Below are 24,204 nucleotides of genomic sequence, written 5' to 3' on the forward strand. Positions count from 1 at the left end.
GATCCACCGTCAAATCCCCACCAAAACCCCGGTCACCACTCGCGTCGGGCACATACTTCACACAGACAACGATCTTCAGGCTCACGCCGACTCCTAGCGAGTGTTCCGATGGACGGAGGGCTATGTAGTTACGGTCGAGGCTATGGCACCAAGTACCCTCTGTAAAGGTACCCAGTGCCAAAATGGCCCTTCCGGTGTTACGTTCCCGCCATGACTGAGGTGCGCAAGCGACGCAATGCCGAAGTGCCCATGCGGGAGGCGCTGGCCAAGGCCGCGTTCGAGTTGTTCCTTGAGCGGGGGTTCGAGCGCACCACGGTGGACGACATCGTCGCGCGCGCGGGCGTCGGGCGGCGCTCGTTCTTCCGCTACTTCCCCTCGAAGGAGGACGTGGTCTTCCCGGACCACGAGGGCTGCCTCGCCGAGATGACCCGCTACCTCGAAGCCAGTGCGGCGGGCGGCGCCCCGGAAGACCCGGTCGACACGGTGTGCGACGCCGCCCGGATCGTGATGCGGATGTACGCCGCCAAGCCCGACTTCTCCGTGCAGCGCTACCGGCTCACCCGCGAGGTGCCGGGGCTGCGGACGTACGAACTCTCCGTCGTGCGGCGCTACGAACGCACCCTCGCCAACCACCTGCGCGCCCACTATGCGGGCAGCGCGGGCGTCGGCAACGGTGGCGGCAACGGCGACGGCGCCCTGCGGGCCGAAGTGATCGCATCCGCCGTCGTCGCCGCGCACAACAACGCCCTGCGCTCGTGGCTGCGTTCGGGCGGCGAGGGCGACGCCGAGGCGGCGGTGGACCACGCGCTCGGGCTCGTCCGCGACGTGTGGGGCGGTGCCTCCTCGGGGCGCGCCCCCGCCGTCGCCGCCCACGCTCACGCCCACGTCGGCGTCGACGGCGAGGGCGACGAGGTCGTGATCATGGTGGCGCGCAAGGGAACGCCCGTGTGGCGGGTCGTCCAGGGCATCGAATCCGCCCTCGGCGAGTCCTGACCCGAACTCCCCACTGGCCAGAAAATTGGCACCCAGTACCTATACATCTAGGCACTGAGTGCCATATGGTGCGGAGGCGCCAGTGCGAGCCGCCCACTGCGCGGTGGCGCATCCGAGCCGAGTGCAGGGGGTCGTGCCATGTCCCAGCCCGGAACCGACAGCCTCGCCGCGCCCAGCGCGCAGGCGGAAGACGCCGGTTCGACCTATCTCACCTACCAGAGCTGCCGCTGGTGCGGCACCGCTTCGTTCCGCAAACTGCTCTGCCCCGTCTGCGCCTCCAGTGACCTGGAGCCGCGGCGCAGCACGGGCGAGGGCGTCGTCATCCGCTCCTCCGTGGTCCACCGCTACACCCGCGTGGCCCGCAACGAATCCCTCGTCCGCTTCCCCGAGGGCTTCATGTTCCGCTGCCGCGTCGTCGGCGCCGCCCCCCACCTCGTCTGGGTCGGTGCCCGCGTCCGCCCCGTCGCCGAATCCGGCCTGGATGCGGGCGAACTCGTCGTCGAACTCTGCGACACCGTCCGCAGTTACGACTGGAAGTAGCGCGGCGCCGCGTACCGGTCGATGACTACCGTCGCCGCCCGGGCTGCTGGTTGACTGCTCCTGACAGTCGAGCTCAGGGGGTGCCAGGTGCCAGTGGACGACGTGAGTCAGGGGGCCGCGGCGACCGTCGACCACGTCACCCCGGAGCTCGCCCGCGCCGCCCTCGCCGCCGCGCTCCACGACACGTACGACGCCTGCACGTGCGGCGCCACGCGCGGCGACTCCACGTACGACGCCTGCACGTGCGGCGCCTGCACGTACGACGGCGAACGTGACACCACGGGCGACCTCAGCGCCGGCGCCCACTGTCTCCTCCCGCCCGCCACCGCCGTGCCCGTCGCGCACCCGAACGGCTTCGTGAAGCTGCCGCTCGCCCGCGTCGCCCGCGACGGCCGACGGCTGTTCCTGCACATCTGGGTCGCGGGCGAGGAGGACGCCGAGATCCACGACCACCGCTGGGACTTCGCCTCCACCGTGCTGCGCGGCGCGCTGGTCAACACCACCGTCGACGTCGCGCCGCAGATCGAACACGACGACGCGGCCGGCTACCGCGTCGTTCACTACCGGCCCCGCCCGGGCGGCTACCGCTTCACCCCGGTGCGCGCAGACCACGACGTCGTCGTCACCTCCCGCCGTACGGCAACGCTCGCGGCCGGCACCCGCTACCGGATGACCGCCCGCACCCTGCACCGCGCCCGCGCGCTGCCCGGCACCGTCACCCTCATCGCCCGCGGCGCGCCGCTGCGCGACCACGCCCGGGTCCTGACCCGCGGCGCGCTGCCCGACGGGCCGATGGCGTGGCGCGAGGTGGACGCGGCCGAGCGCCGCCGTCACTTGTGCGAGGCGTACGAGGCCCTGGGCGGTCTGGCGCCGTGAGCACGACTGCCAGCTCCGCGGGCCCCGACGCCGGGAGCCTGGTCCGTCGGGACGCCGTGCTGATCGTGGCCGTACGCATGGACGCGCCGCCCGGCGAGCCATACAGACCGGGCCCGTTGGAGCGCCGCTGGCGGGTCGGCAGGGACGACGAGGTGGTGTCCAGCGCGGTCCGCCGCGCCGCGTACACCAGCACCCGGCTCCGTCCGCTGCTGTGGGACGAGGAGGTGCGCTGGCACCGCGAGGTGGACGGGGCCGTGTCCCTCCCGCCGTCCCCCGCCCGCTTCGAACTGTCCGCCATCGAGTTGGTACGGCTCAACGAAGCTGCCCGCGCCGCGCTGTGGGACATGGGGGAGCCACCGGACGCGGACGGCGTGGCGGTCCTCCACGGTCGCCTCCCACCGGATGCGCCCGCGCGGCTGCCGCAGGCGCTGCGCAGGTGCGCCAACATCGACCCGCACCAAGAGCAGGGTGCCCAACGGACCTGGGTCTCCGCGGTGTTACCGCCCGGCTGCCGCATAGCCGGGACGGAGCGGGACGCGGTCCACGGCACGTTGATCACGGCAGGCGCGAGCGGGCTGCCGCCCCGTTTCGAAGGCCCTGGATTCGACGGCTGGGAACTGGCTGACCAGTGGCTCTGGGCCCTGCAGCACGCCAGCGGCGAAGTGCCGCTGCCCGACGCCCTGGAACGGATTCAGAGCCGACGACTGCCCCTGTCCGGCAAGGTCCGTGGGGTCGCCGGGCTGCGGGGGGTCAGCCTCGTCGCCACGCACCCGGACCCGGGACCGGGCGCGCCGGGCAACTACTACGACGGCACCAGCTACCAACTCGCCACGCTGCACACGGACGCCCTGGTCCTGGCCCGGTTGCAGCAGCTGCTGCTGGACGCCTTCGGGAACGAGGTCGCCCGTATCGGTGCCCACGAGCCCCACCAGCGCAAGGTCGCGCAACTGGAGCGGGACCTTCTGTTGTTCCGACGCAGCTACTGGTCCGCCGGCTTCGGCCGGCAGCGTCCCGCCGCTGCGATCACCCGGATCTGGCAGCAGCACGCCGGGCTGCCCGAGGCCGTGCAGGGGCTCGTCGACGACCTCGCCGAGCTGTCCCGCCAGGTGCAGGCCGCGGAGACGGAGACGACGAACGCGATACTCGGGCTGCTGGCCGCCGTCGGTCTGCCGCTCACGGCCGGGCTGGCGGTGTGGCAGGGGCTGCCCGAAGCGGGCGCGGCGTCGCTGGGGCGGGCGCTCGCCGTCACGGCGGTGGCCACGGCCGTGCTGGTGACGTTCTTCCCCGGGCTGCGACGGCTGTTCGTGGACCTGTTCCGACGCGGCGGGCGTCGGCGCGGACGGCGCCGGGGAAGCCCGGACGACCGGCGCCGGGGAAGCCCGGACGACCGGCGGCGGGGAAGTCCGGACGACCGGCGGCGGGGAAGCCCGGACGACCGGCGCCCGAACGGTGACCGGTGACCCGCGCCTTCCTCCGGCCCCCGCGGCACGCCCCCGGCTTCCCCGCCGGCTGCGCCGACACCGGGGACGTGCTTGCGCACCTCGCCCGCACCCGGCACGCCTCCGTCACCCTGGTCGTCGTCACCAGCGCGCTCCGCGCCACCGTGGAGCAGAGCGGCGACCACGAGCAGGGGCTCGTACGGGTCCGGCGCAGCCTCGCCGCGCTGGGGCGGGCCGCCGGCCCGCAGTGGCACCCCTCGTACTACGGCAAAGACCTCGTTCTCGTCCGCCCCGGCGAGCACGACGCACGTCCTGGCGGGTACGACGCACGTCCCGGCGGGCACGACGCGACCGACGCCGGCGTGCGGCACGGCTCCGCCTGGGAGCACGTCCGCCTTCCCGCCGGCCCGGACGCGCGCATCGCCGCGCTGCTGCGGGCGTGTTACGCCGTGTCGATGGCGGCCCGCGCCGTGCGCGACCGCCCGGGGCGTACGGGCCGCGGCCGGGCCGCCGACGCCCTCGCCGCGGTGCCCGAGCGGCTCTCCGCGGAGCGCTGCGCCGCCCTCTTGGCCGGTGTGCTGGTCCGCCCGCTGGGTGCATCGCGGGCGCTGCGGGGCGCCGGCCCCGGCGAGGACCCGCGGCTGCCCGGCGTGCCGTCGGCCGACGCCTGGCCCGCGTACGTGGGGGAGTTCGCCGCTCGCAGCGCCGGCCCGGGTCCCGTCCACTACGTCGTCACCGACGTGCACGACATCGAATGGGGAACCCACCGCCCCGACGGCCGTCACACCGACGGCAACGCACACCTGCTGCTCCCGCTCGCCACGGCCTGGTGTGCCGGCGCCCTTCCGACGTCCGTCGTCCTGCGCCGCGCCTACGGGCTGCGCATTCGACGCGAGTGCCTGCTGGTGGACCACCTGCGGGCGCTCGGCGACGGCGCCGCCGTCGCGGGCGGACGGCTGTTCGCGGCCCTCGGCGACGGGCTCTGCGGGCTGGTCGCGGACCCCGACGCGCTGCGGGCGACGGTGCACGCGGCCAACGCCCGCACGGCGGGCCAGCTGCACAGCGGCGCCGGCCTCGCCCGCGTCGACCGCGTACGCACCCCCGCGGACCTGCACGCCGCGGCCCGCCGCGCCCACTTCGCCCTGCACGTCACCAAGACCCTCAAGGCCACCGCCCACGAGGCCGGGGCCTACCAGGAGTTCGGCCGCCCGCTGGACGCGGACGCGGCGCACGCGGCGGTCGCGTACCTCACGGAGCTGTACGAGCAGGGCGCCGCCGCCCGCGGCAGCCACCACCTCGCCCACGCCGTGCGCCACCGAGACCACTGGCGCCGCCACCTGCCGCCGACCGCGGCGGCCGGCTTCGACCGGCTGATGGAGCTGGCGGGGGCGTGAGCGCCGGGCTCACGCCCGTACCCACTCCCACGCCTCGGGCGACCACACCCGCGCCGCCTCCGGCCGGCCCGGACCCTCCAGCACCGGCAGCCAGAAGGACTCCAACTGCCGTACGGCGTCCGGGAGTCGGCCGAAGGGGAGGGCGTGGAGGAAGGTCGCGTTGTCCCAGAAGTCCAGCCACTCCGAGGGCGGCGGGGGGAGGTGGGTCGGCCGGGTGCGGTGCATCTGGGCGAACTCGACTGCGATGTCGTGGCGCAGCTCCCCGAGGTCCAACGAGGGGGCGCGTCGGGACGCGGCCGTCAGCAGGACGTCCATGAGGTCGGCCCAGCGGGTGTTGACCTTGCCGTCGCGCTGCCGGGTGTAGCGCAGCAGCTTCTGCGCAACGAGCCGGCTGAGGGTGCCCGCGGGCACCGCGACGGGGCCGGCCGTGCTCGGGAAGGGCAGCGGGGCGGTCCTGGCGTCCGCGGCGGCACGGGCGTCGGACACCACCAGGACGTTCAGCAGCACGCGGGCGACGGCGGCGGCGCCCGGGCGGTTCGCGACCTCGGCCAGCACCCGGTGCGCGGTGGCCCGGTCGGGGGAGCTGAAGACGATCGGCTCGGCGCGCAACAGCCGTACGGACGTGCCGTGGGGGCCGGGCGGGAGCGTCACCGGTGACAGCAGCGGGGGCGCCGCGCCGCTGGGTACGCACAGGTCGACGTCGTTCGGCAGCCGGGCCGCCGGCCCGATCCACCCCAGGTGGGCCGCCGAACCCTTCAGGTGCCAGCCGTGCGGCGGCAGGACGCGGACGACGCCCGCCAGCACGGCCGCGACCGCGTCGATCCGTTGCCGGTCCAGCAGCGGCAGCCCGGCCAACTCGCCGGCGCGCCAAGCCTCTGCCACCGCTGCCACCGGGTCCTCCCTCGCCACGATCACCAGGAGCGTAGCCAGCGACGGCAGCCGGGCCCGGCCCGCCCCGTCTGCGTCTGCGGCTGCTCGCGCGGCCTCCCCCTACGCCCCAGCAGGGGCAGTGCCGTTGCCCTGGCGGGCGCGGTAGCGTCGTGAGCGGCTTGGCGATCGTGGCGACCTCGGCCCGGTGGCGGGCTTGTCGCGCAGTTCCCCGCGCCCCTGATTCGCTGCCCCCGTCGCTTATCTGCGGGCTGAGGCGGGGGCACTTAGGGGCGCGGGGAACTGCGCGAACAACTCCCACCGGTCAGTGGAGACCAACGCTCCCCCAGGGAAACGGCGGCTACGTCAAGACGCAGGAACGTGCGCACAACTTTGCAGACACGACCTAGGGGGCGGAACTGCGCGACAAGCCACCCATGGCGCTCCCGCGCCCGCTGGAGCAAAGGCAGGGGGGAGGCTCCCCGAACAGCCACGTCTTCACGGGCGTCACAGGAGCGTGGTCAGCCGCGGTGGCCAGCACGCTGGCTCCGCGCCCAGCGCGAGCCAGCGCCCGAGCCGCGGCGGCGGGTCAGGCGTCAGTCGCAGCCGGTCGGTGAGCGCGGCGACCCTCGCCGCCAGCGCCCGCAGCGCCACGGACTCGTCGGCGTAGGCGAGCGTCAGCACGGCGTCCGGGACGTCCGCGGCCACCTCCCGGCGGGCCGCCGCGAGCGCGAGCAGCCGGCCGCAGGCGAACGGGTCCGCGTGCGCGTCCGCCGTCAGGACCCGGACGGCCGCCCGGCCCTGCGCCGCGTCCACGGCCCGGCCCAGGTACTCCACGGCGCGCGGCAGCAGTTCGGGCCACTGCCGTACGGCGCAGGGCACGCCCCGGCTGATCTCCGGGGTGGGCGCGGCGCGCGGCAGTGCGTACCGCAGCGCCCGGACGTCGCCCCGCTCCAGGCCGAGCCGCCAGGCGTCGGCAGGGTCGCCCGCGGTGCCGCGGGCCGCCCCGTCGAGCAGGGCGGACACGGGCAGCGTGCGGGTCTTGCGGACGGACGGGGCGAGGCCCAGCGGCGCGAGGGCGCCGCGCACGGCCTCGCGCACCTCCGCGGCCTCGGCCGGGGTGCGGACGAAGACGTGCCAGTCGTCGCCCCAGCGCAGCCAACGGCCGGGCGCGAGCCGGGCGACCACGGTGTCGACGGGGCCGAGCGCGGCGGCGGCGAGGCGGTTGGCCCAGCGGTGGCCGGGCAGCAGGACGCGGCCGGCGGCGCGGTCCAGCGCCGCGAGCGCCGCTGCCAGTTCCGCGGTCGCCCAGGGCGCCTCGCTCAGGGTCCGCAGCGGCAGCGAGCGGGAGAGCCCGTGCACGTCCAGCACCAGGACCAGCGGCAGGTCGGCGCGGGCGGCCAGCTCCCGCAAACGCCGCTGCCGGGTGCGGAAGGCGCGGCGGTAGTCCCAGTCGACCCGGTCGTACGCGAGGACTTCGGGGCGTACCCGATGACGGCACAGGGCCCGCTCGGTGAGCAGGTGCAGGTGGGCGCGGGTGGTGACCGGGACGACGGGCACGTCTTCGGTGCGACCGCCGAGCGGGACCCGCAGCCGGGACACGTCGAGCGCGACCGGCCCGCCGCCCACCGGGGACGGCCACACGTCGACCGCCCCGACGGCGTCCGGTACCCAGTCCGTCGCCAGGTCCTGGCCGAAAGCCGCGTGGAGCGCGTCGTTCGACGGGGCGTCCGCGTGCGTCACCCCGGCATGATGACACCCGCCCGCGGACGGGTACGGGCGCGTTACGAGCGGCAGGGCGGCGAGCGTGGACGACGGCGACAGCACGGGGAACGACGGCCCGGGGAACGACGGCCCGGAGAACGACAGCACGGGGCACGGCCTGGACATGGAACGGGCGCTCGGCGCGCTGGTGGGCAAGACGCCGGACCGGACGGGCAACAAGGTCATGAGCCTGCTGCTGACCCACCTCCTGGACACCGCGGCCGTCGGGGAACTCATCTGGGACCACTACCTCGCGCCGTCCCTGTGCAAGGAGCTCGACGACGTCGCGGGCGGCGGCCCGGACAGCGGTCGCGAACTGCTGAAGTGGATCTGCGGCGTGCACGACCTGGGGAAGGCGACGCCCGCCTTCCAACTGCGGCTGGACGACTACCGGGGCGAGGTCCAGGACGCGGGGCTGACCTGGCGCGACGGCCTCGCCAAGCGGCACCCGTGGCGCCACGAGCGGGCCGGCGCCCATCTGCTGCAGCCGTTGCTGAAGAAGGCCGGCTGGCCCGCCGAGCACATCGCCTGGGTGTGGCCGCAGCTCGCCGCGCACCACGGCCACTTCGTGCCCAAGAGCTCCGTTCCACCCCCGCCGCAGGGCCTCGGGCAGCCGGCGGGCGACGCGCGCTGGGATGCGGTGCGCGCCGAGCTGGTGCGCCGGCTCACCGACGAGCTGGAACCCGGCGCCGACCTCGCCGCCCGCGTACCGGCGCGCGTACCGTCCCGCGCGCTGCAACTCCTCGTCAGCGGACTGGTGGTGATGGCGGACTGGATCGCCAGCGCACGGGAGCTCGACGGCGTCGACAAGCTGGCCGACCTCAGCTACGCCGGCGCCCGCGACCGCACCGAGAAGCAGTGGAAGAAGATCGGGCTGCGCGGCGGCTGGCACGCGTCCCCACGGCTCGGCAAGGGGACTTTTACGGACCGATTCGGCCATCCTCCGCGGCCCGTACAGGAGGTGGCGGCGCGCGTCGCCCGTGACTCCCCGGCTCCGGGGCTGCTGATCGTGGAGGCGCCCACGTGCGAGGGCAAGACGTGGGCCGGGCTGATGGCCGCCGAGGAGTTCGCCGCCGCGCACGGCGCGGACGGCATCTTCGTCGGAATGCCGCCGAAGGCCACCAACAGCTCGATGTTCGCGCAGGTCAGACGGTGGGTGGCCGCGATCGACCCGGAACTCGCCCCGCAGGTGGCCCTGCTGGACCCACGGCGCCACCTCAACGAGGCGTGGAGCGCCCTGGTGAAGGCACCGCGAGGGGAGCAGCTGGCCGCCGCGGGTGACTGCGCCGAGGAGGACGGCGAGGGCCCCGGGCGCCGGATTCCCGCCGAGTGGTTCTTCGACGTCCAGCGCGGACTGCTCTGCCCCTTCGTCGTCGCCCCCGTCGACCAGCTCCTGTACGCCATGACCCGCACCAGCCACGTGATGATGCGCGCCGCCGGACTGCTGGGCAAGGTCGTCCTCCTGGACGAGGTGCACGCCGTCGACGTCCAGGGCGCACCCTTCCTGCACGAGGGGCTGCGCTGGTTCGGCGAGGCCCGCGTGCCGGTCGTGCTGCTGTCGGCGACCCTGACGGCCGAGCAGCGGCAGCAGCTCGCCGAGTCCTACCTCGCGGGCGCGGCGGGCCGAGAGGAGTGCGCGTACCCGGAGCTCGCGGCGATCAGCGGTCGGCCGTCGGTCACGCTCGTGTGGCAGGAGCCCGACGGCAGCGGGCCGCGGTCCACGGCGACGGCGTGCCCGTCGTGGCAGCGGGGCCGACGGATCGCCGTCGAGCTGCTGCCCGAGCCCGAGCCCGAGCACTTCGGGGACTGCGCCGACGTCGTGGACCTGCTGGCGCGCGAACTCGCCGACGGAGGCCACGCCCTGGTCGTCCGCAACACCGTCGACCGCGCCCAGGCGCTCGCCGGCGCGCTGCGCACGCGGTTCGCCGCGCACGAGGTCGTCGTGCTGCACGAGCAACTGACGGCCCGGGCGAGGGCCGAACGCACGACGGAGTGCCTGCGCCGGCTCGCACCCGACCGCCCGCGCACCGGCACCGGAACCGACACGGACACCGGCACCGGGCCCGGTCGGCTGGTCGTCGTCGCCACGCAGGTCGCGGAGCAGTCCTTCGACGCCGACGTGGACCTGCTGGTCACCGACCTCGCCCCGGTGGACCTCCTGGTGCAGCGCATCGGCCGCCTCCACCGCGCCGCGGGCGCCGCTCCCCGCCCGGCGCCGCTGGTCGCACCGCGCGTCGTCGTCACCGGTTACGCACCGGGGCCGGCCGGCGCCGCGCCGCGCTTCCCGGCCGCGGTCGAGCGCGTCCACGGCCGCGCCCCGCTCCTCCGCACGGCCGCCCTCGTCTTCGCCGCGGCCGGTTCGGGCGAGGGCTGGTGCGTCCCGGACGACGTGCCCGGGCTGATGGCCACCGCGTACGGCGAGCGCGACGAAGTGCCCGAAGGATGGCGGGCGGACGCGGCAGCCGCCACCGCGGAGTGGCACAAGCGCCGGTCTCAGCTGGCCGACGAAGCCGTGCCGTACCTGCTGACCCGGCGCGGCAGCGGCGAGACCGCGACGCTGGCCGGCGCGCACGCCACCGCCGTCGCCGCCCACCGGCTCGAAGAGGGCCCTGCCGCGCTCGTGGCGGACCGCACGCTGCGGGAGGCGGTCGTGGTGCTGCGCGACGGCGACGCGTACGTCACCCTCGGTGGCACCGTCCTCGGCGAGGACGGCGAGGTCCCGACGCACGCCCTGCGCGACGAGCTGTACGGGGACACCGTCGAACTGCCCGAGAGCTGCCGCGCCGCCGCTGGCGGCGCGCTCGCACCGCTGCCGGGCTGGCAGTGGCGCCCGGACCGCAGACACCGCAAGCAGATCGCCGGCCGGGCGCTCGTACTGGACCGGGCCGGGCGGACCGTGCGCCTCGGCGGTCGGCTGCTGCGGTACGACGAGGAGCTGGGGTTGGTCGACCAGGACGCCGCGGAGGGGAGCCCGGCGGAGAGAGGTCCGGCGGAGGAGGGTCCGGCGGCCTGAGCCGACCGGACCGCCCCGCGCGGCGGGGCCCACTCCGTGGGGAGACGAAAACACGGAACATCCCCGGGACACGCCGGGGCAACGGTGTGCCCCACGAGGGGGCGCCCGCGCATTCTTGCATTCCGCCCGTACGACGGGACCTCCTGTGCCAGGCTGCTGGGGATCGGCCGGCCTAGACGCAAACAGTTTGCAGGGGGCGCGAGTTGTGGATCTGATCGACGAGCCCTGGCTGCGGGTGCACCGACTGCGGCCACCCGGTGGAGCCACCGCGGGGCTCGACCCCACCCCCGAGGTCAGCCTGCGCCAACTGCTCCTGGAAGCCCATGCGTTGCGTGACCTCGTGGTGGAACTGCCGACCCAGAAGCCGGCGATCCTGCGGCACGTGGTGCTGCCCGTCATCGCGGACGCCCTCGGCTTCCCCGCCGACGCCGCCGAGTGGACCGAGCACGTCCGCGCCGACGGCTTCTCCAAGGAGCGGGCCCGGAAGCTGAACGAGTACCTCGACGCCCACCGTCACCTCTTCGACCTCTTCCACCCGGTCGACCCCTTCGCACAGGTCGCCGGGTTGCGTACGGAACGCGCCGAGACCAAGTCGTCGGCCCTGCTCGTCACCACCGCCGCATCCGGGAACAATGTCCCGATTTTCGCCGCCCGCACCGAGGGCGATCGGCTGGAGCTGGCCCCGGCCGAGGCCGCCCGCTGGCTGCTGCACGCGCACTGCTGGGACACCGGTGCCATCAAGACGGGTGTGGTGGGCGACCCCCGGGCCAAGAACGGCAAGACCATGGGGAACCCGGCCGGCTCCCTGAGCCAGTTGGGGATCGTGGTGCCCCGGGGCGAGACGCTGTACGAGACCCTGATGCTGAACGTCCCCTACGGCCGCACCCGGCTGCGGGACGACTGTCCGCAGTGGCGGCGTCGGGGACCGCGGGACGCGCACCCCAGCGGCACGCCCGAGTGGGAGGACCGGGCCGCGCGGGGAGTGCTGGACGCGTGGACGTGGCAGAGCCGGCGCATCCGACTGGTGCCCGAGCGCACCGACGATGGGGTGCGGGTCGCCCGGGTCGTCGTCGCGGCCGGCGACCGGCTGACCCTCCTCGCGGAGCACGAGCCGCACACCGCGTGGCGCATCGAGAGCCCCGAGCGCCGCACCAAGCGCAAGGCGCGCGACGCCGAACCGCCGCCCGACCTTCGACCCGACACCCGACCCGAACCCCGACCCGAGCCGTCGCTCCAGCGGCCCGTCAGGCACACCCCCGGCCGCGCGGCCTGGCGCGGCTTCCACGCGCTGCTGGCCGTCGGCCGCGCCGGCGAGGAGACGCCCCTCACCCACGCCACGGACGGCTTCTCCACCAGCGAGCTGCTGCGGAACATCGGCGCCGCCCACGAGGAGTTGGGCGACCGCTTCCGGCTCCGCCTGGAGCTGACGGGCCTGGCGTACGGGCAGAAGCTCGGCACCGTCGAGGACGTCTGCCACGACGAGGTGCCGCTGCCGGTGGCCGCGCTCGATCCGCACGGGCTGGCCCACGGCGCCCTGTTGGGCGCGGTCGAGCAGGCCGAGAAGCTGGCGCAGGCCGTCAACCGGCTCGCGGCCGACCTACGGCGCTCGGTGGGCGCAGCCGCTCCGCCGCCCCGCGGCAGCTGGCAGGAGTCGGGCGAGGCCCTGCTGCACGCCCTGGACCCTTCGGTGCGCCGGCTGCTGGTGGACCTGCGCGATGCGGGGAGCAACGAGGCGCGGTACCACGAGCTGTTGGAGAAGTGGGAGGTGCGGGCGGGTGCGGACGCCTGGAGGGTGGCCGAGCAGTTGCTGGGCCACTGCGGGCCGGGCGCCTTCCACGGCCGGCGGGTGTCCCAGGGCGGGGTGAGCCGGCGGTACCGGCTCAGCCAGGCGGAGAGCGCGTTCCGCTACGCGGTCGAAGAGACCCTGTGGCGCCGCACGGACCTGCGCAAGGAGAAGCGGGCCGCCGCCGCAGCCACGGCCGGGCCGGCCCCGTCGAAGGAAGGTGATCGGTGACGACGTCCCAACCCACAACGCCAGCGACGCCCAAGACGGCCGCGAAGCGCGGCGCGCCCGTCGAACGCTTCTGGCACAAGCACGTGCGCGCCGACGGAACCTGGCGCCCCCAGCGGCCCGACGGCCCGCTCACCGGCCCGCCCGGTGAGGACCTCGCGGACCTGCGCGCCGGCCTCGGCCGCCCCGCGGGCAGCGTCCCCGCCCTCTGGAAGCACTACACCAGCAAGGTCGACGGCGAGGTGACGCCCGAACTTGAGGCGGAACACGGCGCCCTGGCCCTGTACGGGCTGCACCAGCAGGGCCAGAACACGCCCATGCACCGCAGGGGCGTCGGCGTGGCCCGCGCCCTGCGGGAGCTGCGCGGGCCCGACGAGTCCACCCGGGCCGCGATGGACCGCCGGGTCGCCGCGACCGTGAACGCCACCTCCGTACCCGCGTTCCTGTACCGGCTGCGCGGCCTGGTGCCGCTGCTGCGGGACGGCGCCATCGCCTTCGACTACGACCTGCTGTGCGGCGACCTCATGGACTGGGCCCGGCCGGCGAGGCGCCCGCGGGTCCGGCGCTCCTGGGGCGCCGGCTACTACCCCTGGGAACCGGCGACCCCCGCCGACCCCGACCGGAACCCGTAAGCCCGGAAGCCGTAGGCCCGGAACTCGCAAGCCCGGACCTCGCAAGCCCGGTTCCGACCCTCGTGAGCCCGGTTCCGAGTGCAGCGCCGTTCGTGATCTGGAGACCTTTGTGGAACTGCCGAACCCCCGCCTCTTCGTGGACGTGCACGTCCTGCAGACCGTGCCGCCCGCCAACCTCAACCGCGACGACCAGGGGAATCCGAAGGAGGCGTACTTCGGCGGCGTGCGCCGCTCCCGCGTCTCGTCGCAGGCGTGGAAGCGTGCCACCCGGATGCACTTCACCGAGCGGATGGCCGCCGATGACCTGGCGACCCGGACCCGCCGGTTCAGCGGGGACCTCGCGGACCGGCTGCGCCAGCGCGCCGGCCTGCCCGAGGAGTCCGCGAACCGGCTGGCCGACGCGCTCGTCACCGCGCTCGGGATCACCCCGGGCAAGAAGCAGGGGGACACCGCGTACCTCTTCTTCTACGGGCACCGCCAGGTCGACGCCGTCGCCGCGCTGGTGGCGGAGCGCGCCGTCGAGCTCGTCGCGCTCTCGGACAAGGAACTGAGGAAGAGCGTCGAGGAGTTGGACGTGCAGAAGCACTTCCGCTCCGGCCATCCGCTGGACATCGCGCTGTTCGGACGGATGGTGGCCGACATCCCCGCGCTGCGGGTGGACGCCGCCACCCAGGTCGCCCACGCCCTGTCCACGCACGCCGTGGAGCTGGAATTCGACTACTTCACCGCCGTCGACGACCGGGTGGAGTCGGACAAGGAGACCGGCGCCGGCATGATCGGCACCATCGGCTTCAACTCCGCCACCCTCTACCGGTACGCGACCGTCGGCCTGCACCAGCTCCGGCACAACCTCCGCAACGACGAGACCGGCGCCGACCACGACGAGGCGGCGGTCCGGGGCGTGGCGGAGTTCGTGACGTCGTTCGCCCGCTCCGTGCCCTCCGGGTACAAGAACTCCTTCGCGCACCGCACGCTGCCGAGCCTGGTGGCCGTCGTCGTCCGCGGGGACCAACCGGTGAACCTGGTCTCGGCGTTCGAGGAGCCGATCGCCGCGTCGTCCGGGATCGCGGCCCGCTCGGCGCAGCAGCTGGCCCGGGAGCACACCACCTCCGTGGACACCTGGGGCGACGTGCCGTCCTGGGCCGGGGCGTGCCACTCCTTCGACCCGGAGTCCGAGGCCGGGGCGGAACTGGCCGGCGCGTTCGGCACCCCCGTGTCCTTCCCCGGGCTGCTGTCCGCGCTGCACGAGCACCTGACGGGGCGCGTGGCCGCGGACGGAGCCGTCGGGGCCGGACGATGACGCACCCGGAGCCCACGGAGCCGCCGGAGCCCGTACGGCCCACGCAGGAGGAGGCCGTACTGCTGCTGCGGCTGGCGGGCCCGCTGCAAGCCTGGGGCTCCCGCTCGGCCGTCAACCAGCGCGAGACCGGCGCCGAGCCCACCAAGTCCGGCATCGTCGGGCTGCTCGCCGCCGCCTGCGGCCACGCCCGCACGGACCCCCTCGACGAGCTGACGGCGCTGCGCCTGGGCGTCCGCGTCGACGCGTCCGGCACCCTCATGCGCGACTTCCACACCGTCAGCGACTACCGGGGCCGGGCGCTGCCCCAGGCCGGCGTGTCGGCGAAGGGCGTACAGCGCCCCACGTCGCCGGCGAAGCACACCCACGTCACCGCGCGCTACTACCTCCAGGACGCCGTCTTCGTGGCGGCGCTCGCCGGCCCCCGCGCCCTGCTGGAACGCCTGGACGCCGCCGTACGGGCCCCGGCGTACCCGCTGGCGCTGGGCCGCCGCTCCTGCCCGCCCACCCAGCCGGTGAGCCTCGGGGTGCACGGGGGGAGCGTGGAGGACGCGTTGCGGGAGCACCCCTGGCAGGCGTCCCCACGGGCGCGGGAGCGCCACCTCGACCGGGTGGGCCGGGAGCAGGGGGCGGCGGGTCCGTACCGCCCGGCGCGCGTCGCGCGCCCCGTCACCGTCGAGGACCCGTACGGCACGGACGTCGTCCAGGACGTCCCCGTCTCCTTCGACCCGCTCGCCCGCTCCTTCACGGAGCGGTGGATCACCCGCGACTGGTACGCCGTTCCCACCGGCTTCCCGCCGTCCGACACCGGGCCCGACGCCCCGCCCGACACCTCGCCCGACGCCCCGCCCGACAGCCCGCCCGGGGGCCCGTCCGACGCCCCGCCCGGACACGACCCCTTCACCCTGCTCAGGTGATCGCCATGACTTTCCTCTCCCGCATCCGCATCAACCCCCTGCGCGCCGAGAGCCGGCGCCTGCTGACCAACCCCCGGGCCATGCACGGCGCCGTCATGGGCGGCGTGCCCGACGTCGTCGACGGCGACCGGGTGCTGTGGCGGCTGGACGCCGACGACTCCCACCGCCCCTACGTGTACGTCCTCACCCCCGGCAAGCCCGACTGGACCCACGTCGTGGAACGGGCCGGCTGGCCCGACGCCGACGGGGACCACGCGCTCGTACGGGACTACGCGCCGCTGCTCGCCCAGGTCAGCGCCGGCCGGGAGTTCGCCTTCCGGCTGACGGCCAACCCGGTGCAGACCACCCGTACCCCGCTCGCCCCCTCGCCCGCGCAGAAGCGTCGGCGTGAGGCCGCGGCGCCCGGGGAGCGCATCCGCGGCTTCCGGCACGCCCACCGCACCGCGGCCACGCAGTTGGAGTGGTTCTTGACCCGTACAGGGAAGTGGGGGTTCGAGGTGCCCGCCGCCCGCACGGAGCCGGCGGCGCCCGGCGTCGCCGTCGACGCCGCCGTCAACCAGGGCCAGGGCCGTCGCCCGGACCCGAACCCGGCCCGGGAGGTGCGGATCACCGGCCGCAGTCGGCACTCCTTCGCCAAGGGCGGCCGGGGCCCGCACGTCGTCTTCCACAGCGCCACCTTCGAGGGGCGGCTGAAGGTCGTCGACCCGACCGCGTTCGCCACCCGGCTGTTGCGCGGGATCGGCCCGTCGAAGGCGTACGGCTGCGGCCTGTTGACCCTGGCCCCCCTCCCGGCGCCCGGTTCCGCCCCGGCCCCGGCCCCGTCCGACCCGCCCGTCACGCCAGGATCTTCGCCTTCGCCTGCTGGTACTCCTCCTCGCTGATCGCGCCCTTCTCCTTCAGGTCGTGCAGCCGGGCGAGTTGGTCCACGTCCGCGCCGCCCGTGGCGCCGCCGCCCTCGCTCGCCGTCTGGCGGATGTACGACTTGAACGCGGCCTCGCGCTCCTGCGCCGCGGCGACCTCCCGTTTGCCCATCGAGCGGCCCCGGAAGATCACGTACAGCAGCACGCCGAGGAAGGGCAGCACGATCACCAGGATCATCCAGCCGGCCTTGGCCCAGCCGTTCAGCTCGTGGTCGCGGAAGAGGTCCGTGATGACCTTGAAGAGCAGGAACAGCCACATGATCCAGAGGAAGAACCAGAGCATGGTCCAGAACAGGTTGAGGAGGGGGTACTCGTCCACGGTGGTGCTCCGTTCTTCGTGTGCCTCACGTGGTTCGCGTGCGGCGGGAGGGGGCGAAGGGGCGCGGCGGGCCGTGCGGTCGACGGAGGGGCGAGGTCAGTACCGAACGGCCGTGCCCACCTCCGTCTTCACCTCGCCGGTGAGCTTGCGGTTGCTCTGGGCGGTGGCGTCCTTCGACTGGCCCGCGGAGACGTCGGAGACGGTCACGACGGCCGCGTCGAGGAGGTTGCCGCTCGCGTCGCGGTAGTTGACCTGGACCGCGAAGGACTTCGTGGAGTCCGCGGTGTTGCGCGCGGTGACCTTGACCGTGGCGTAGCCGTCCTTGGTGGCCTGGTCGGTGAGGGAGACCTCGTCGGCCGCGTTCACGCCGCCCTTGATGTCGTCCAGCTTCTTCTGCGCGGACGCCGTGGCCGACGCGATCGCGCCGGTCGCCTGCGCGCCGACGGACGCCACCGCGGACGACGCGGCGGAGATGGCCTTGGACGCGGCGCTGGAGGCCGACTCCGACGGGCTGCTCGAACAGGCCGCCGCGCCGGCGGCCAGGGCGGTGGCCGTGAGGGCGGCGATTGCCGCGCTGACGGCGGGGCGCTTCCAGGGGGTGGTCATGTCCTACGCCTCCTTCCCCCGGGGCGGGGCGGACCTGCCGGTCCACAGGCCCAGTGAAGGAGGGCGCGCCGGCCGCCGCACGTGGAGGTCTGCCATCCGGGTGACGACCCGTGCCGCGCTCACTCCTGCCCCTCGGGGTGCAGCCGGGGCAGGATCCGGTCCAGCCACCGCGGGGTCCACCACGCCCGCGCGCCCAGCAGCGTCATCACCGCGGGCACCAGCAGCAGCCGCACCACCGTCGCGTCGATCAGCACGCTCACCGCGAGCCCGATGCCCAGCATCTTCACCACGATCTGGTCGCTGATGACGAACGCGGCGAACACGCTCACCATGATCAGCGCCGCGCAGGTGATGACCCGGGCCGTGATCTCCAGGGCGTGCGCAACGCTCCCGTGCGCGTCGCCCGTCCGCAGCCACGCCTCGTGGATCCGGGACAGCAGGAAGATCTCGTAGTCCATGCTGAGGCCGAAGACGATCGCGAACATCATCATCGGCACGTAGCTCTCCACCGGCACCTTCCCCGACACCCCGAGCGCCGGCCCGCCCCACCCCCACTGGAAGACGGCGACCACCACCCCGTACGAAGCGGCGATCGACAGCACGTTCAGCACCGCCGCCTTCACCGCGACCAGCAGCCCGCGGAAGACGGCGAGGATGACGAGGAACGCGAGCCCGACGACGGCCGCGATGATGAACGGCAGCCGTTCGGCGACGATGTCGAGGAAGTCGACCTGGGCCGCGGTCGTCCCCGTGACGTAGGTGTGCGCGCCGGTGCCCGCGACCGCGTCCGGCAGGGTCGTGTCGGAGAGCTGGTTGACCAGCGCCGTCGTCGTCGCGTCCTGCGGCGACGCGACGGAGTACGCGGTGCCGACGAGCACGTCCCCGTCGGCCGTCGGCTGGAACGGGCTGACCGCCGCCAGGTCCGGTACGTGCGACAGCGCCCGCTGCACCGCGGCCTCCAGCGCCGGCCGCTCGGTCGGCGGCACCGCGCCCTGCTCCACGACCAGCGTCAGCGGGCCGTTCGACCCGGGCCCGAAGGCCGCCGACATCAGGTCGAAGGCGCGCCGGTCCGTGAACGACGTGGGGTCGGCGCCGTCGCCGATGTGCCCGAGCTGGATGAAGAACAGCGGGTACGCGAGGACGAGCAGCACCACGACCCCGCCCGTCAGGTACCACCAGGGCCGCCGCTCCACCCGTCGCGCGTACCGGTGCCAGCCGCCGTGCGCCGCCTCCTCGGTCGGCGCACCGCCCGGCTGCACGTCCGCCTCGGCGATCGGCTTTCGCACCCGCAGTGCGTCGATGCGCCGCCCGATCAGCCCGAGGAGCGCCGGTACGAGCGTCAGCGCGCCCAGCACCGCGGTGATCACGGTGACGGCCGCGGCGAGCCCCAGCTTGCCGATGAAGCCGATGCCGGACACCCACAGCCCGCACAGCGCGATGATGACGGTGCAGCCGGACAGCAGCACGGCGTGCCCGCTGGTCGCGGTCGCCTTCCCGGCCGCGGTGACCGCCGGGTTCCCGTTCATCAGGTTCTGCCGGTGCCGGGTGACGAGGAAGAGCGCGTAGTCGATCCCGACCCCGAGCCCGATCATGGTCGCCAGCGTCGGCGACACGGTGGCGAAGGTGAGGGCGGCGGCCAGCAGCCCCAGCAGCGCGATCCCGCACACCACGCAGATCAGGGCGGTGACCAGGGGCAGTACGGCCGCGATCACACTGCCGAAGCCGATCAGCAGCACGATCACCGCGACCGCGAACCCGATAGCCTCGCTGAGCCGGTCGTTCGGCTCGGGCCTGGCCAGCTCCCCGAGGGACCCGCCGTACTCCACCTGCACGCCGGCCGCCCGCAGCGGCTCGACGGCCGCGTCCACGCCGTGCAGGTAGTCCGCGCCGAGCTGGTACGGCTGGACGTCGAACTGGACGGTGACGTACGCGGTCTTCCCGTCCGGCGCCAACGGCCCCACGTTCGACGACGGCACGGCGAGCGGGTCCTGCACCGCGATGACGTCGGGCAGCCGCTTGAGGTTGCCGACGACCTCGCCGACCTGGCTGCTGAGCCGCGTCAGCGGCCGGTCGTCGTGCAGCACCACCTGACTGCTGTACGCGCCGGCCGCCGGATCGTGCTCCCTGAGCACGTCGACGCCCTGCTGGGACTGGGTGCCGGGCAGCGTGAAGTCATCGGAGTACTGGCCTCCGTACGCCTGATGGAGCACCTGTAGCCCGGCCAGCACCACCAGCCACGCCACCACGACGAACACCGCCCGCCGCGCGCACCACTCTCCGATCCTTCGCAGCACACTTCGCATTCAAGGCGCGCGGGGCGCGGGGGGCACGCGGTGTGCGGGGAACGGGTGACGGGCGACGGGTGACGGGCGCCGTCTGCGGGAGACCTCACCCGAACGGTCGCTTCTCGCCGTAGTGGCCCCGGGCGCGGCCGGCCTAGCTTGGCCTGGTCCACGGGACCACGGGGGTGGCCATGCCGGTTCAACTGCCGGAGGACGTACGGGACTTCCTCGAATACATCGGCTACGACTGGCCGGACATCAACGAGGACGAACTCAGGGGCTCCGCAGCGGAGTACCGGGCGTTCGCCGGCCAGGTGCGGACCACGATCGAGCGGTCGAGCAAGGCGGCGTCGCCCGTGACCGAGGGCAAGAGCCAGGGCCAGGCGGTGGACGCCTTCAGGAAGCGCTGGGGCAAGGTGTCCGGGCACGACATGAAGAACTTCGCCTCCGGTCTGGACGTGCTGGCGAACGTGATGGACGCCGGGGCGCTCTGCGTCGAGGGCTGCAAGTACGTGATCATCGGCGACGTCGCCGCGTCGGCCGTCACCATCACCGCGGGCGTGGTCGGCGCGTTCTTCACCTTCGGCGCGAGCACGGTCCTCAGCGCCGCGGCGGTCGCCTTGCTGCGGGTCGCGGTGAAGGAGGCGCTGGACTACCTGGTGCAACAGCTCGTCGATCTCGCGCTGCAGGAGATCGAGGGCCAACTGATCACGACGCTCACGGGCCTGTTCGACGACGCGGTCTCCTCCGGCGGCGTGGACGCCCAGGGCAACGCCCTCCCGGTGGGCTCACAGGCGGCCGGCCAGGTGCTGCTGACCGACTTCACGGAGTTCGAGGACGCGATCGTCGAACTCCGCAAGGAGTACGGCCGCTTCCAGGAACAGAAGGACGGCTTCGCCGGCAAGCGGGTGCAGCGCAGCCTGGTGGCGAAGAAGGACGACCGGTTCGCCAAGTTCGGCCAGGCCATAGAGAAGGCGGAGGAGAAGGTCGCCGAGGTCGCCGGCAAGATGGCGAAGGAGCTGGAGAAGAACGGCTACGGGCTGGAGAAGTCGAAGGAGCAGAACAAGGGAGACGACAAGAAGACCAAGGACGACATAGAGGACGTCGACCACCGCGATCTCAGTCCCGAGGACGACATACCGATGTACCTCCTGTCGAAGGACGGAACGGTGCAGGAGTTGACGCCCCAAGGCACGATAAAGCCCTTGGACAAGGGGGACGACTCAGGGATCCACGCCCTGCTCAACAACGGGAAGGCTTGGCGGCCCAAGACTGATAATGAAAGGAAGTCGGTGAAGATCAAGGAAACGTACCCTGGCAAGGTCGTTTCCGCGAAGATCGACCCGTTCGTAGACCGGCTGGGGCAGGCGACGCAGCTCGCTCGGAAGGCGAAGGGCGACCACAAGTGGAACAAGAATTATGCTTCCGGATTCTATGTCGATCCGAAGACGAAGAAGCCACTGATCCTCGTTGGGAACAGCGAGCAGGGTCTGCACTCTGAACGTTCCATTGGATATCCGCTGATCAATAAGGGGAAAGAGGCCGGACTCAAGTCCGTCTTCACTGAAAGGGCTCCCTGTCAGAGGTCGTCCACCTGTGAGAAATGGCTTGAGAAGTACTTTGTCAAGAAGAACTCTAACCTGAGGGTCACGCACGCCGCCGACTACGTCTCCGGCGACCCCGACGGCAACAAGAAGCGGATGGAGAAGTACATCGAAGCCCTGAAGAAGAACCACGGGGTCAAGTAGCGTGGAGGAAGAGCCCGGAAGGTCCAGTGATGCAGTGATGAGCCCCCTCCCTCCCGTCACCACGGATGACATCGTCGGCGCCTTCGGCCTGGCCGGCGTCGTCTTCCTGCCCCGAGTCCTGCGGATTCCCAGAAGGGCGGCGGAGACCACCGCGAGCCGGCCGGACTTCTCGGAGCGCACCTCGGCCTTCCTCAGTGGCGTCGGGCTGCCGAGCGACTACGTCTTCATCGCCCGTGCGGGGGAGGGGCCGAGCGGGGACGACCCGGGGGAGGACAAGGTGCACCTCGGGCCGTGGACCGACGACGACTTCGACTTCGACCTTCCCGAGGCGTGCCGGAGCTGGCCGGTCCTCGGGCAGTTCCGCACGGCGTTCGCCGCGGTGAACCCGGCCGACGACCGCGTCTACGAGGTCTGGTTCGACGGTGACGGCACGCCGGTGCCCATCCACCGCGACGTGGAGTCGCTGGCCCGATCCCTGATCGAGCTGCAGAAGTTCTGCGAGCAGCGCGAGGAGGACGAGGATCTCGCTCCGGAAGAGCTGCGCCGTCGGATCGGCGTCTTTGACGACCTGCCGTTTGGCGCGGCGGAGACCGAGTGGACGCGGATGCTGGAGGAGATCGAGGACGGCATCTTCTGAGCCGTCGCCCCTGCCTTCAGACCGTCAAGGCACCACAGGTCCACCCGCGTCGGACCCCGCCGCAGGGGTCAGCAGGTCCGCCAGGCCCTGGCGGGTGGTGGCGACGACCACGCGGTCCTCGGCGTGGAGCAGGTGGCCCGGGTGGAGGTCCCACAGCAGGGACGGCTCCCGGTCGCCGTGGTCGGCGTGGGCCAGGTCGAGCGAGCGGGAGTCGGGGCGGGCGGTGTCCAGGGCGATGACCCGCCACGCGCCGGGGCGGAACGCTTCGGCGACGGTGCGGCCCTCGAAGTGCGGATGGCCGGCGACGGGCACCACGGCGAAGACCAGGATCCGCCGCTCCACGAATATCGCGCCCAGGATCTGGCGCCCCATCATCGCGCTGGCGAAGGCCGGCGCCGCCAGGTGGGCGACGCTGCGGCTGCGGGTGACGGCGGTGGGGTGGGCGGAGCGCAGGGTCCGGTAGACGGCGGTGGCGAAGTCGTCGTCGTCCAGCCGCAGCACCACCCGCAGGTCGTTCCCGAGGGTCCGGGCGGCGAGGGCGGCCTCCAGGTTGGTGGTGTCGGAGCTGGTGAGCGCGAGCAGGGCGTCGGCCCGGTGCGCCTTCGCGGACTCCAGGACGCCGTCCTCGGTGACGTCGCCGAGGACCACGGGCACGCCCAGGTCGCGGGCGAGCGCGATGCCCCGCGCGTCGGCGTCCTGTTCGACGCAGACGACGGGGATGTCCAGCTCGCGCAGCCGGGACAGCACCCGGGCGCCGACCTTGCCGAGGCCGAGCAGCACGATGTGGTCGGACAGCCCGCGCGGCGGGCGGCGCAGTGCGCCCGCGGTGCGGAAGGTGCCCAGCGCCTCCAGCACCCCCGCCACCAGCAGCGGCAGCAGGGCCAGCCCGGCGAGTCCGGAAAGGAGTTGCAGCACCTGCCGGGCGGTCGGCTCGTCGAGCGCGGGTTCGTTGATGGAGAACAGGTCGAGGAGGGTGAGGTACGCGGCGCTGACGGGGGCCGCGTCGGTGAGCCAGGTGGTGGTCGCGGTCAGCGCGAGGACGGCGACGAGGATGCCGGCCAGCGCCCACCGCAGCTGGGAGGAGAGCAACTGCCCGAGCGGCACGCCGCGCCGGGCGAGCCGCCGAGGGGCGAGCCGCCGCGGGGCGAGCGCCGCGCCCTCGTGCCGTACGGCCTCCAGCACGACGGTGCCGCGCCCGGCGCCCTCGCGTACGGTCCGGTCGTCGGGCAGCAGTTGCGGCCCCTGCGCGCCGCTGCCGTCCGAGCCCTCGGAGCCGGCGGGGTCGGCGGCGGTGGAGGAGAGCAGCGCGAGCGTGCACAGGCCCTCGTCGGGGACCTCGCCGCGACGGGGTACGGGTCGTTCGGCGGCGCGCAGCAGCAGCCCGTCGGCCTGGACGACCTTGTTGGTGTCGGCGACGGCGGTGGCCACGAGCGCGGGCGCGGCGGTGTCCGCGTCGGACAGCACGGTCGTGGACGCGTCCAGCCCGGCCCGGTCCATCCCGGGCACGGCCACCAGCGCGGCCTGGTCGAGCAGTTCTTCCAGGTGCTGCCCCAGCTTGCGGTTGTACATCCGCACCACGAGCCGCAGCCCCGGGCTGAGCCGCCGCGCGGCGAGCGCCGCGCGCAGATTGGTCTCGTCGTCCTCGTACACGAGCGCGAGCGCGGTGGCCCGGGCGGCTTCCGCGCGCAGCAGCGCGTCCTGCGTGGGCGCCCCGGCGGTGACGACGCGCACGGCCGGGCTGCCGGGACCGCCCGGCTCCTCGGGCACGAGCAGCACGACCCGCTGCCGGTACACGTCCCGCAGCTCGACGGCGACCCGGTGCGCGAGCGCGTCGTCCCCGCAGACCACCATGTGCCCGCCGTCGTGCCTGCCGTCGCCCGACTCCGCGTCCTGCTGGTGCGGCAGCGTGACCATGTTTCCCCCGGGAGACCCTCGTGACGTCGCGGTGT

Annotated in this window: 19 protein-coding genes and 1 pseudogene; 13 read left to right on the forward strand and 7 right to left on the reverse strand. The window is 73.7% G+C overall.

Translation table 11 applies throughout. The features are described 5' to 3' along the window. Nucleotides 1-85, reverse strand: a pseudogene (locus tag ABZ842_RS22005) (electron transfer flavoprotein subunit beta); the annotation flags it as partial. A gap of 164 nt (nt 86-249) precedes the next feature. Between ABZ842_RS22005 and ABZ842_RS22010 the strand changes: the two are divergent. The 5 genes from ABZ842_RS22010 (at nt 250) to ABZ842_RS22030 (ending at nt 5,242) form a co-directional block, all read left to right on the forward strand. Further along, the gene (locus ABZ842_RS22010) at nt 250-993 is read left to right on the forward strand and encodes a TetR family transcriptional regulator (RefSeq protein ID WP_361539446.1); all 744 of its coding nucleotides are present in this window, start codon (nt 250-252) and stop codon (nt 991-993) included. Between the two features lie 138 nt (nt 994-1,131). Next, nucleotides 1,132-1,533, forward strand: a complete 402-nt coding sequence (locus tag ABZ842_RS22015; protein ID WP_361539015.1) for a zinc ribbon domain-containing protein — start codon at nt 1,132-1,134, stop codon at nt 1,531-1,533. Between the two features lie 93 nt (nt 1,534-1,626). After that, the gene (locus ABZ842_RS22020) at nt 1,627-2,409 is read left to right on the forward strand and encodes a hypothetical protein (protein WP_361539018.1); all 783 of its coding nucleotides are present in this window, start codon (nt 1,627-1,629) and stop codon (nt 2,407-2,409) included. Then, nucleotides 2,406-3,869 (forward strand): hypothetical protein, encoded by a 1,464-nt coding sequence (locus tag ABZ842_RS22025; RefSeq protein ID WP_361539020.1) that lies wholly within the window; start codon nt 2,406-2,408, stop codon nt 3,867-3,869. The genes ABZ842_RS22020 and ABZ842_RS22025 overlap by 4 nt, the downstream gene beginning before the upstream one ends. Beyond that, nucleotides 3,866-5,242 (forward strand): hypothetical protein, encoded by a 1,377-nt coding sequence (locus ABZ842_RS22030; RefSeq protein ID WP_361539023.1) that lies wholly within the window; start codon nt 3,866-3,868, stop codon nt 5,240-5,242. Before ABZ842_RS22025 ends, ABZ842_RS22030 begins: the two co-directional genes overlap by 4 nt. A 9-nt stretch (nt 5,243-5,251) precedes the next feature. On the opposite strand, the gene ABZ842_RS22035 is transcribed toward ABZ842_RS22030, so the two are convergent. Further along, a complete protein-coding gene (locus tag ABZ842_RS22035; RefSeq protein WP_361539026.1) occupies nt 5,252-6,133 on the reverse strand; it encodes a hypothetical protein in 882 nt (293 codons plus the stop codon). Between the two features lie 483 nt (nt 6,134-6,616). Then, nucleotides 6,617-7,852: a hypothetical protein gene (locus tag ABZ842_RS22040; protein ID WP_361539029.1), complete on the reverse strand. Its 1,236-nt coding sequence runs from the start codon at nt 7,850-7,852 to the stop codon at nt 6,617-6,619. A 64-nt stretch (nt 7,853-7,916) separates the two neighbouring features. On the opposite strand from ABZ842_RS22040, the gene cas3 reads away from it, so the two are divergent. The 6 genes from cas3 to cas6e all read left to right on the forward strand — a co-directional run bounded on the left by cas3 (nt 7,917) and on the right by cas6e (nt 16,624). Continuing rightward, on the forward strand, nt 7,917-10,886 hold the full coding sequence (cas3, locus tag ABZ842_RS22045) for a CRISPR-associated helicase Cas3' (protein WP_361539032.1): 2,970 nt from the start codon (nt 7,917-7,919) through the stop codon (nt 10,884-10,886). A 205-nt stretch (nt 10,887-11,091) separates the two neighbouring features. Next, nucleotides 11,092-12,900 carry a type I-E CRISPR-associated protein Cse1/CasA gene (casA, locus tag ABZ842_RS22050; protein ID WP_361539035.1) on the forward strand — a complete coding sequence of 603 codons (1,809 nt, stop codon included), beginning with the start codon at nt 11,092-11,094 and terminating at the stop codon, nt 12,898-12,900. Continuing rightward, nucleotides 12,897-13,529, forward strand: a complete 633-nt coding sequence (gene casB, locus ABZ842_RS22055; RefSeq protein WP_361539038.1) for a type I-E CRISPR-associated protein Cse2/CasB — start codon at nt 12,897-12,899, stop codon at nt 13,527-13,529. Before casA ends, casB begins: the two co-directional genes overlap by 4 nt. A 115-nt stretch (nt 13,530-13,644) precedes the next feature. After that, on the forward strand, nt 13,645-14,829 hold the full coding sequence (gene cas7e, locus ABZ842_RS22060; protein ID WP_361539449.1) for a type I-E CRISPR-associated protein Cas7/Cse4/CasC: 1,185 nt from the start codon (nt 13,645-13,647) through the stop codon (nt 14,827-14,829). Next, entirely contained in the window at nt 14,826-15,743 is a 918-nt protein-coding gene (gene cas5e, locus ABZ842_RS22065; RefSeq protein WP_361539041.1) for a type I-E CRISPR-associated protein Cas5/CasD, read from the forward strand. The genes cas7e and cas5e overlap by 4 nt, the downstream gene beginning before the upstream one ends. A gap of 5 nt (nt 15,744-15,748) precedes the next feature. Beyond that, nucleotides 15,749-16,624: a type I-E CRISPR-associated protein Cas6/Cse3/CasE gene (gene cas6e / locus ABZ842_RS22070; protein ID WP_361539452.1), complete on the forward strand. Its 876-nt coding sequence runs from the start codon at nt 15,749-15,751 to the stop codon at nt 16,622-16,624. On the opposite strand, the gene ABZ842_RS22075 is transcribed toward cas6e, so the two are convergent. The 3 genes from ABZ842_RS22075 to ABZ842_RS22085 all read right to left on the reverse strand — a co-directional run bounded on the left by ABZ842_RS22075 (nt 16,578) and on the right by ABZ842_RS22085 (nt 19,891). Beyond that, a complete protein-coding gene (locus ABZ842_RS22075) occupies nt 16,578-16,982 on the reverse strand; it encodes an SHOCT domain-containing protein (RefSeq protein WP_361539044.1) in 405 nt (134 codons plus the stop codon). The two genes, cas6e and ABZ842_RS22075, sit on opposite strands and share 47 nt — an antisense overlap. 96 nt (nt 16,983-17,078) lie before the next feature. Continuing rightward, on the reverse strand, nt 17,079-17,588 hold the full coding sequence (locus ABZ842_RS22080) for an FxLYD domain-containing protein (RefSeq protein ID WP_361539047.1): 510 nt from the start codon (nt 17,586-17,588) through the stop codon (nt 17,079-17,081). A gap of 119 nt (nt 17,589-17,707) precedes the next feature. Next, nucleotides 17,708-19,891 (reverse strand): MMPL family transporter, encoded by a 2,184-nt coding sequence (locus ABZ842_RS22085; RefSeq protein ID WP_361539050.1) that lies wholly within the window; start codon nt 19,889-19,891, stop codon nt 17,708-17,710. Nucleotides 19,892-20,061: 170 nt separating this feature from the next. On the opposite strand from ABZ842_RS22085, the gene ABZ842_RS22090 reads away from it, so the two are divergent. Together ABZ842_RS22090 and ABZ842_RS22095 are read left to right on the forward strand one after the other, a co-directional pair. After that, a complete protein-coding gene (locus tag ABZ842_RS22090; RefSeq protein WP_361539053.1) occupies nt 20,062-21,618 on the forward strand; it encodes a nucleic acid/nucleotide deaminase domain-containing protein in 1,557 nt (518 codons plus the stop codon). Between the two features lie 37 nt (nt 21,619-21,655). Beyond that, a complete protein-coding gene (locus ABZ842_RS22095; protein WP_361539056.1) occupies nt 21,656-22,255 on the forward strand; it encodes an SUKH-4 family immunity protein in 600 nt (199 codons plus the stop codon). 24 nt (nt 22,256-22,279) lie between these two features. Here ABZ842_RS22095 and ABZ842_RS22100 read toward each other — a convergent pair whose 3' ends face one another. Further along, nucleotides 22,280-24,106 carry an NAD-binding protein gene (locus ABZ842_RS22100; protein ID WP_361539455.1) on the reverse strand — a complete coding sequence of 609 codons (1,827 nt, stop codon included), beginning with the start codon at nt 24,104-24,106 and terminating at the stop codon, nt 22,280-22,282. Nucleotides 24,107-24,204: the final 98 nt, after the last annotated feature.

This window comes from Streptomyces sp. NPDC047315 (genome assembly GCF_040643215.1).
Lineage (GTDB): Bacteria > Actinomycetota > Actinomycetes > Streptomycetales > Streptomycetaceae > Streptomyces.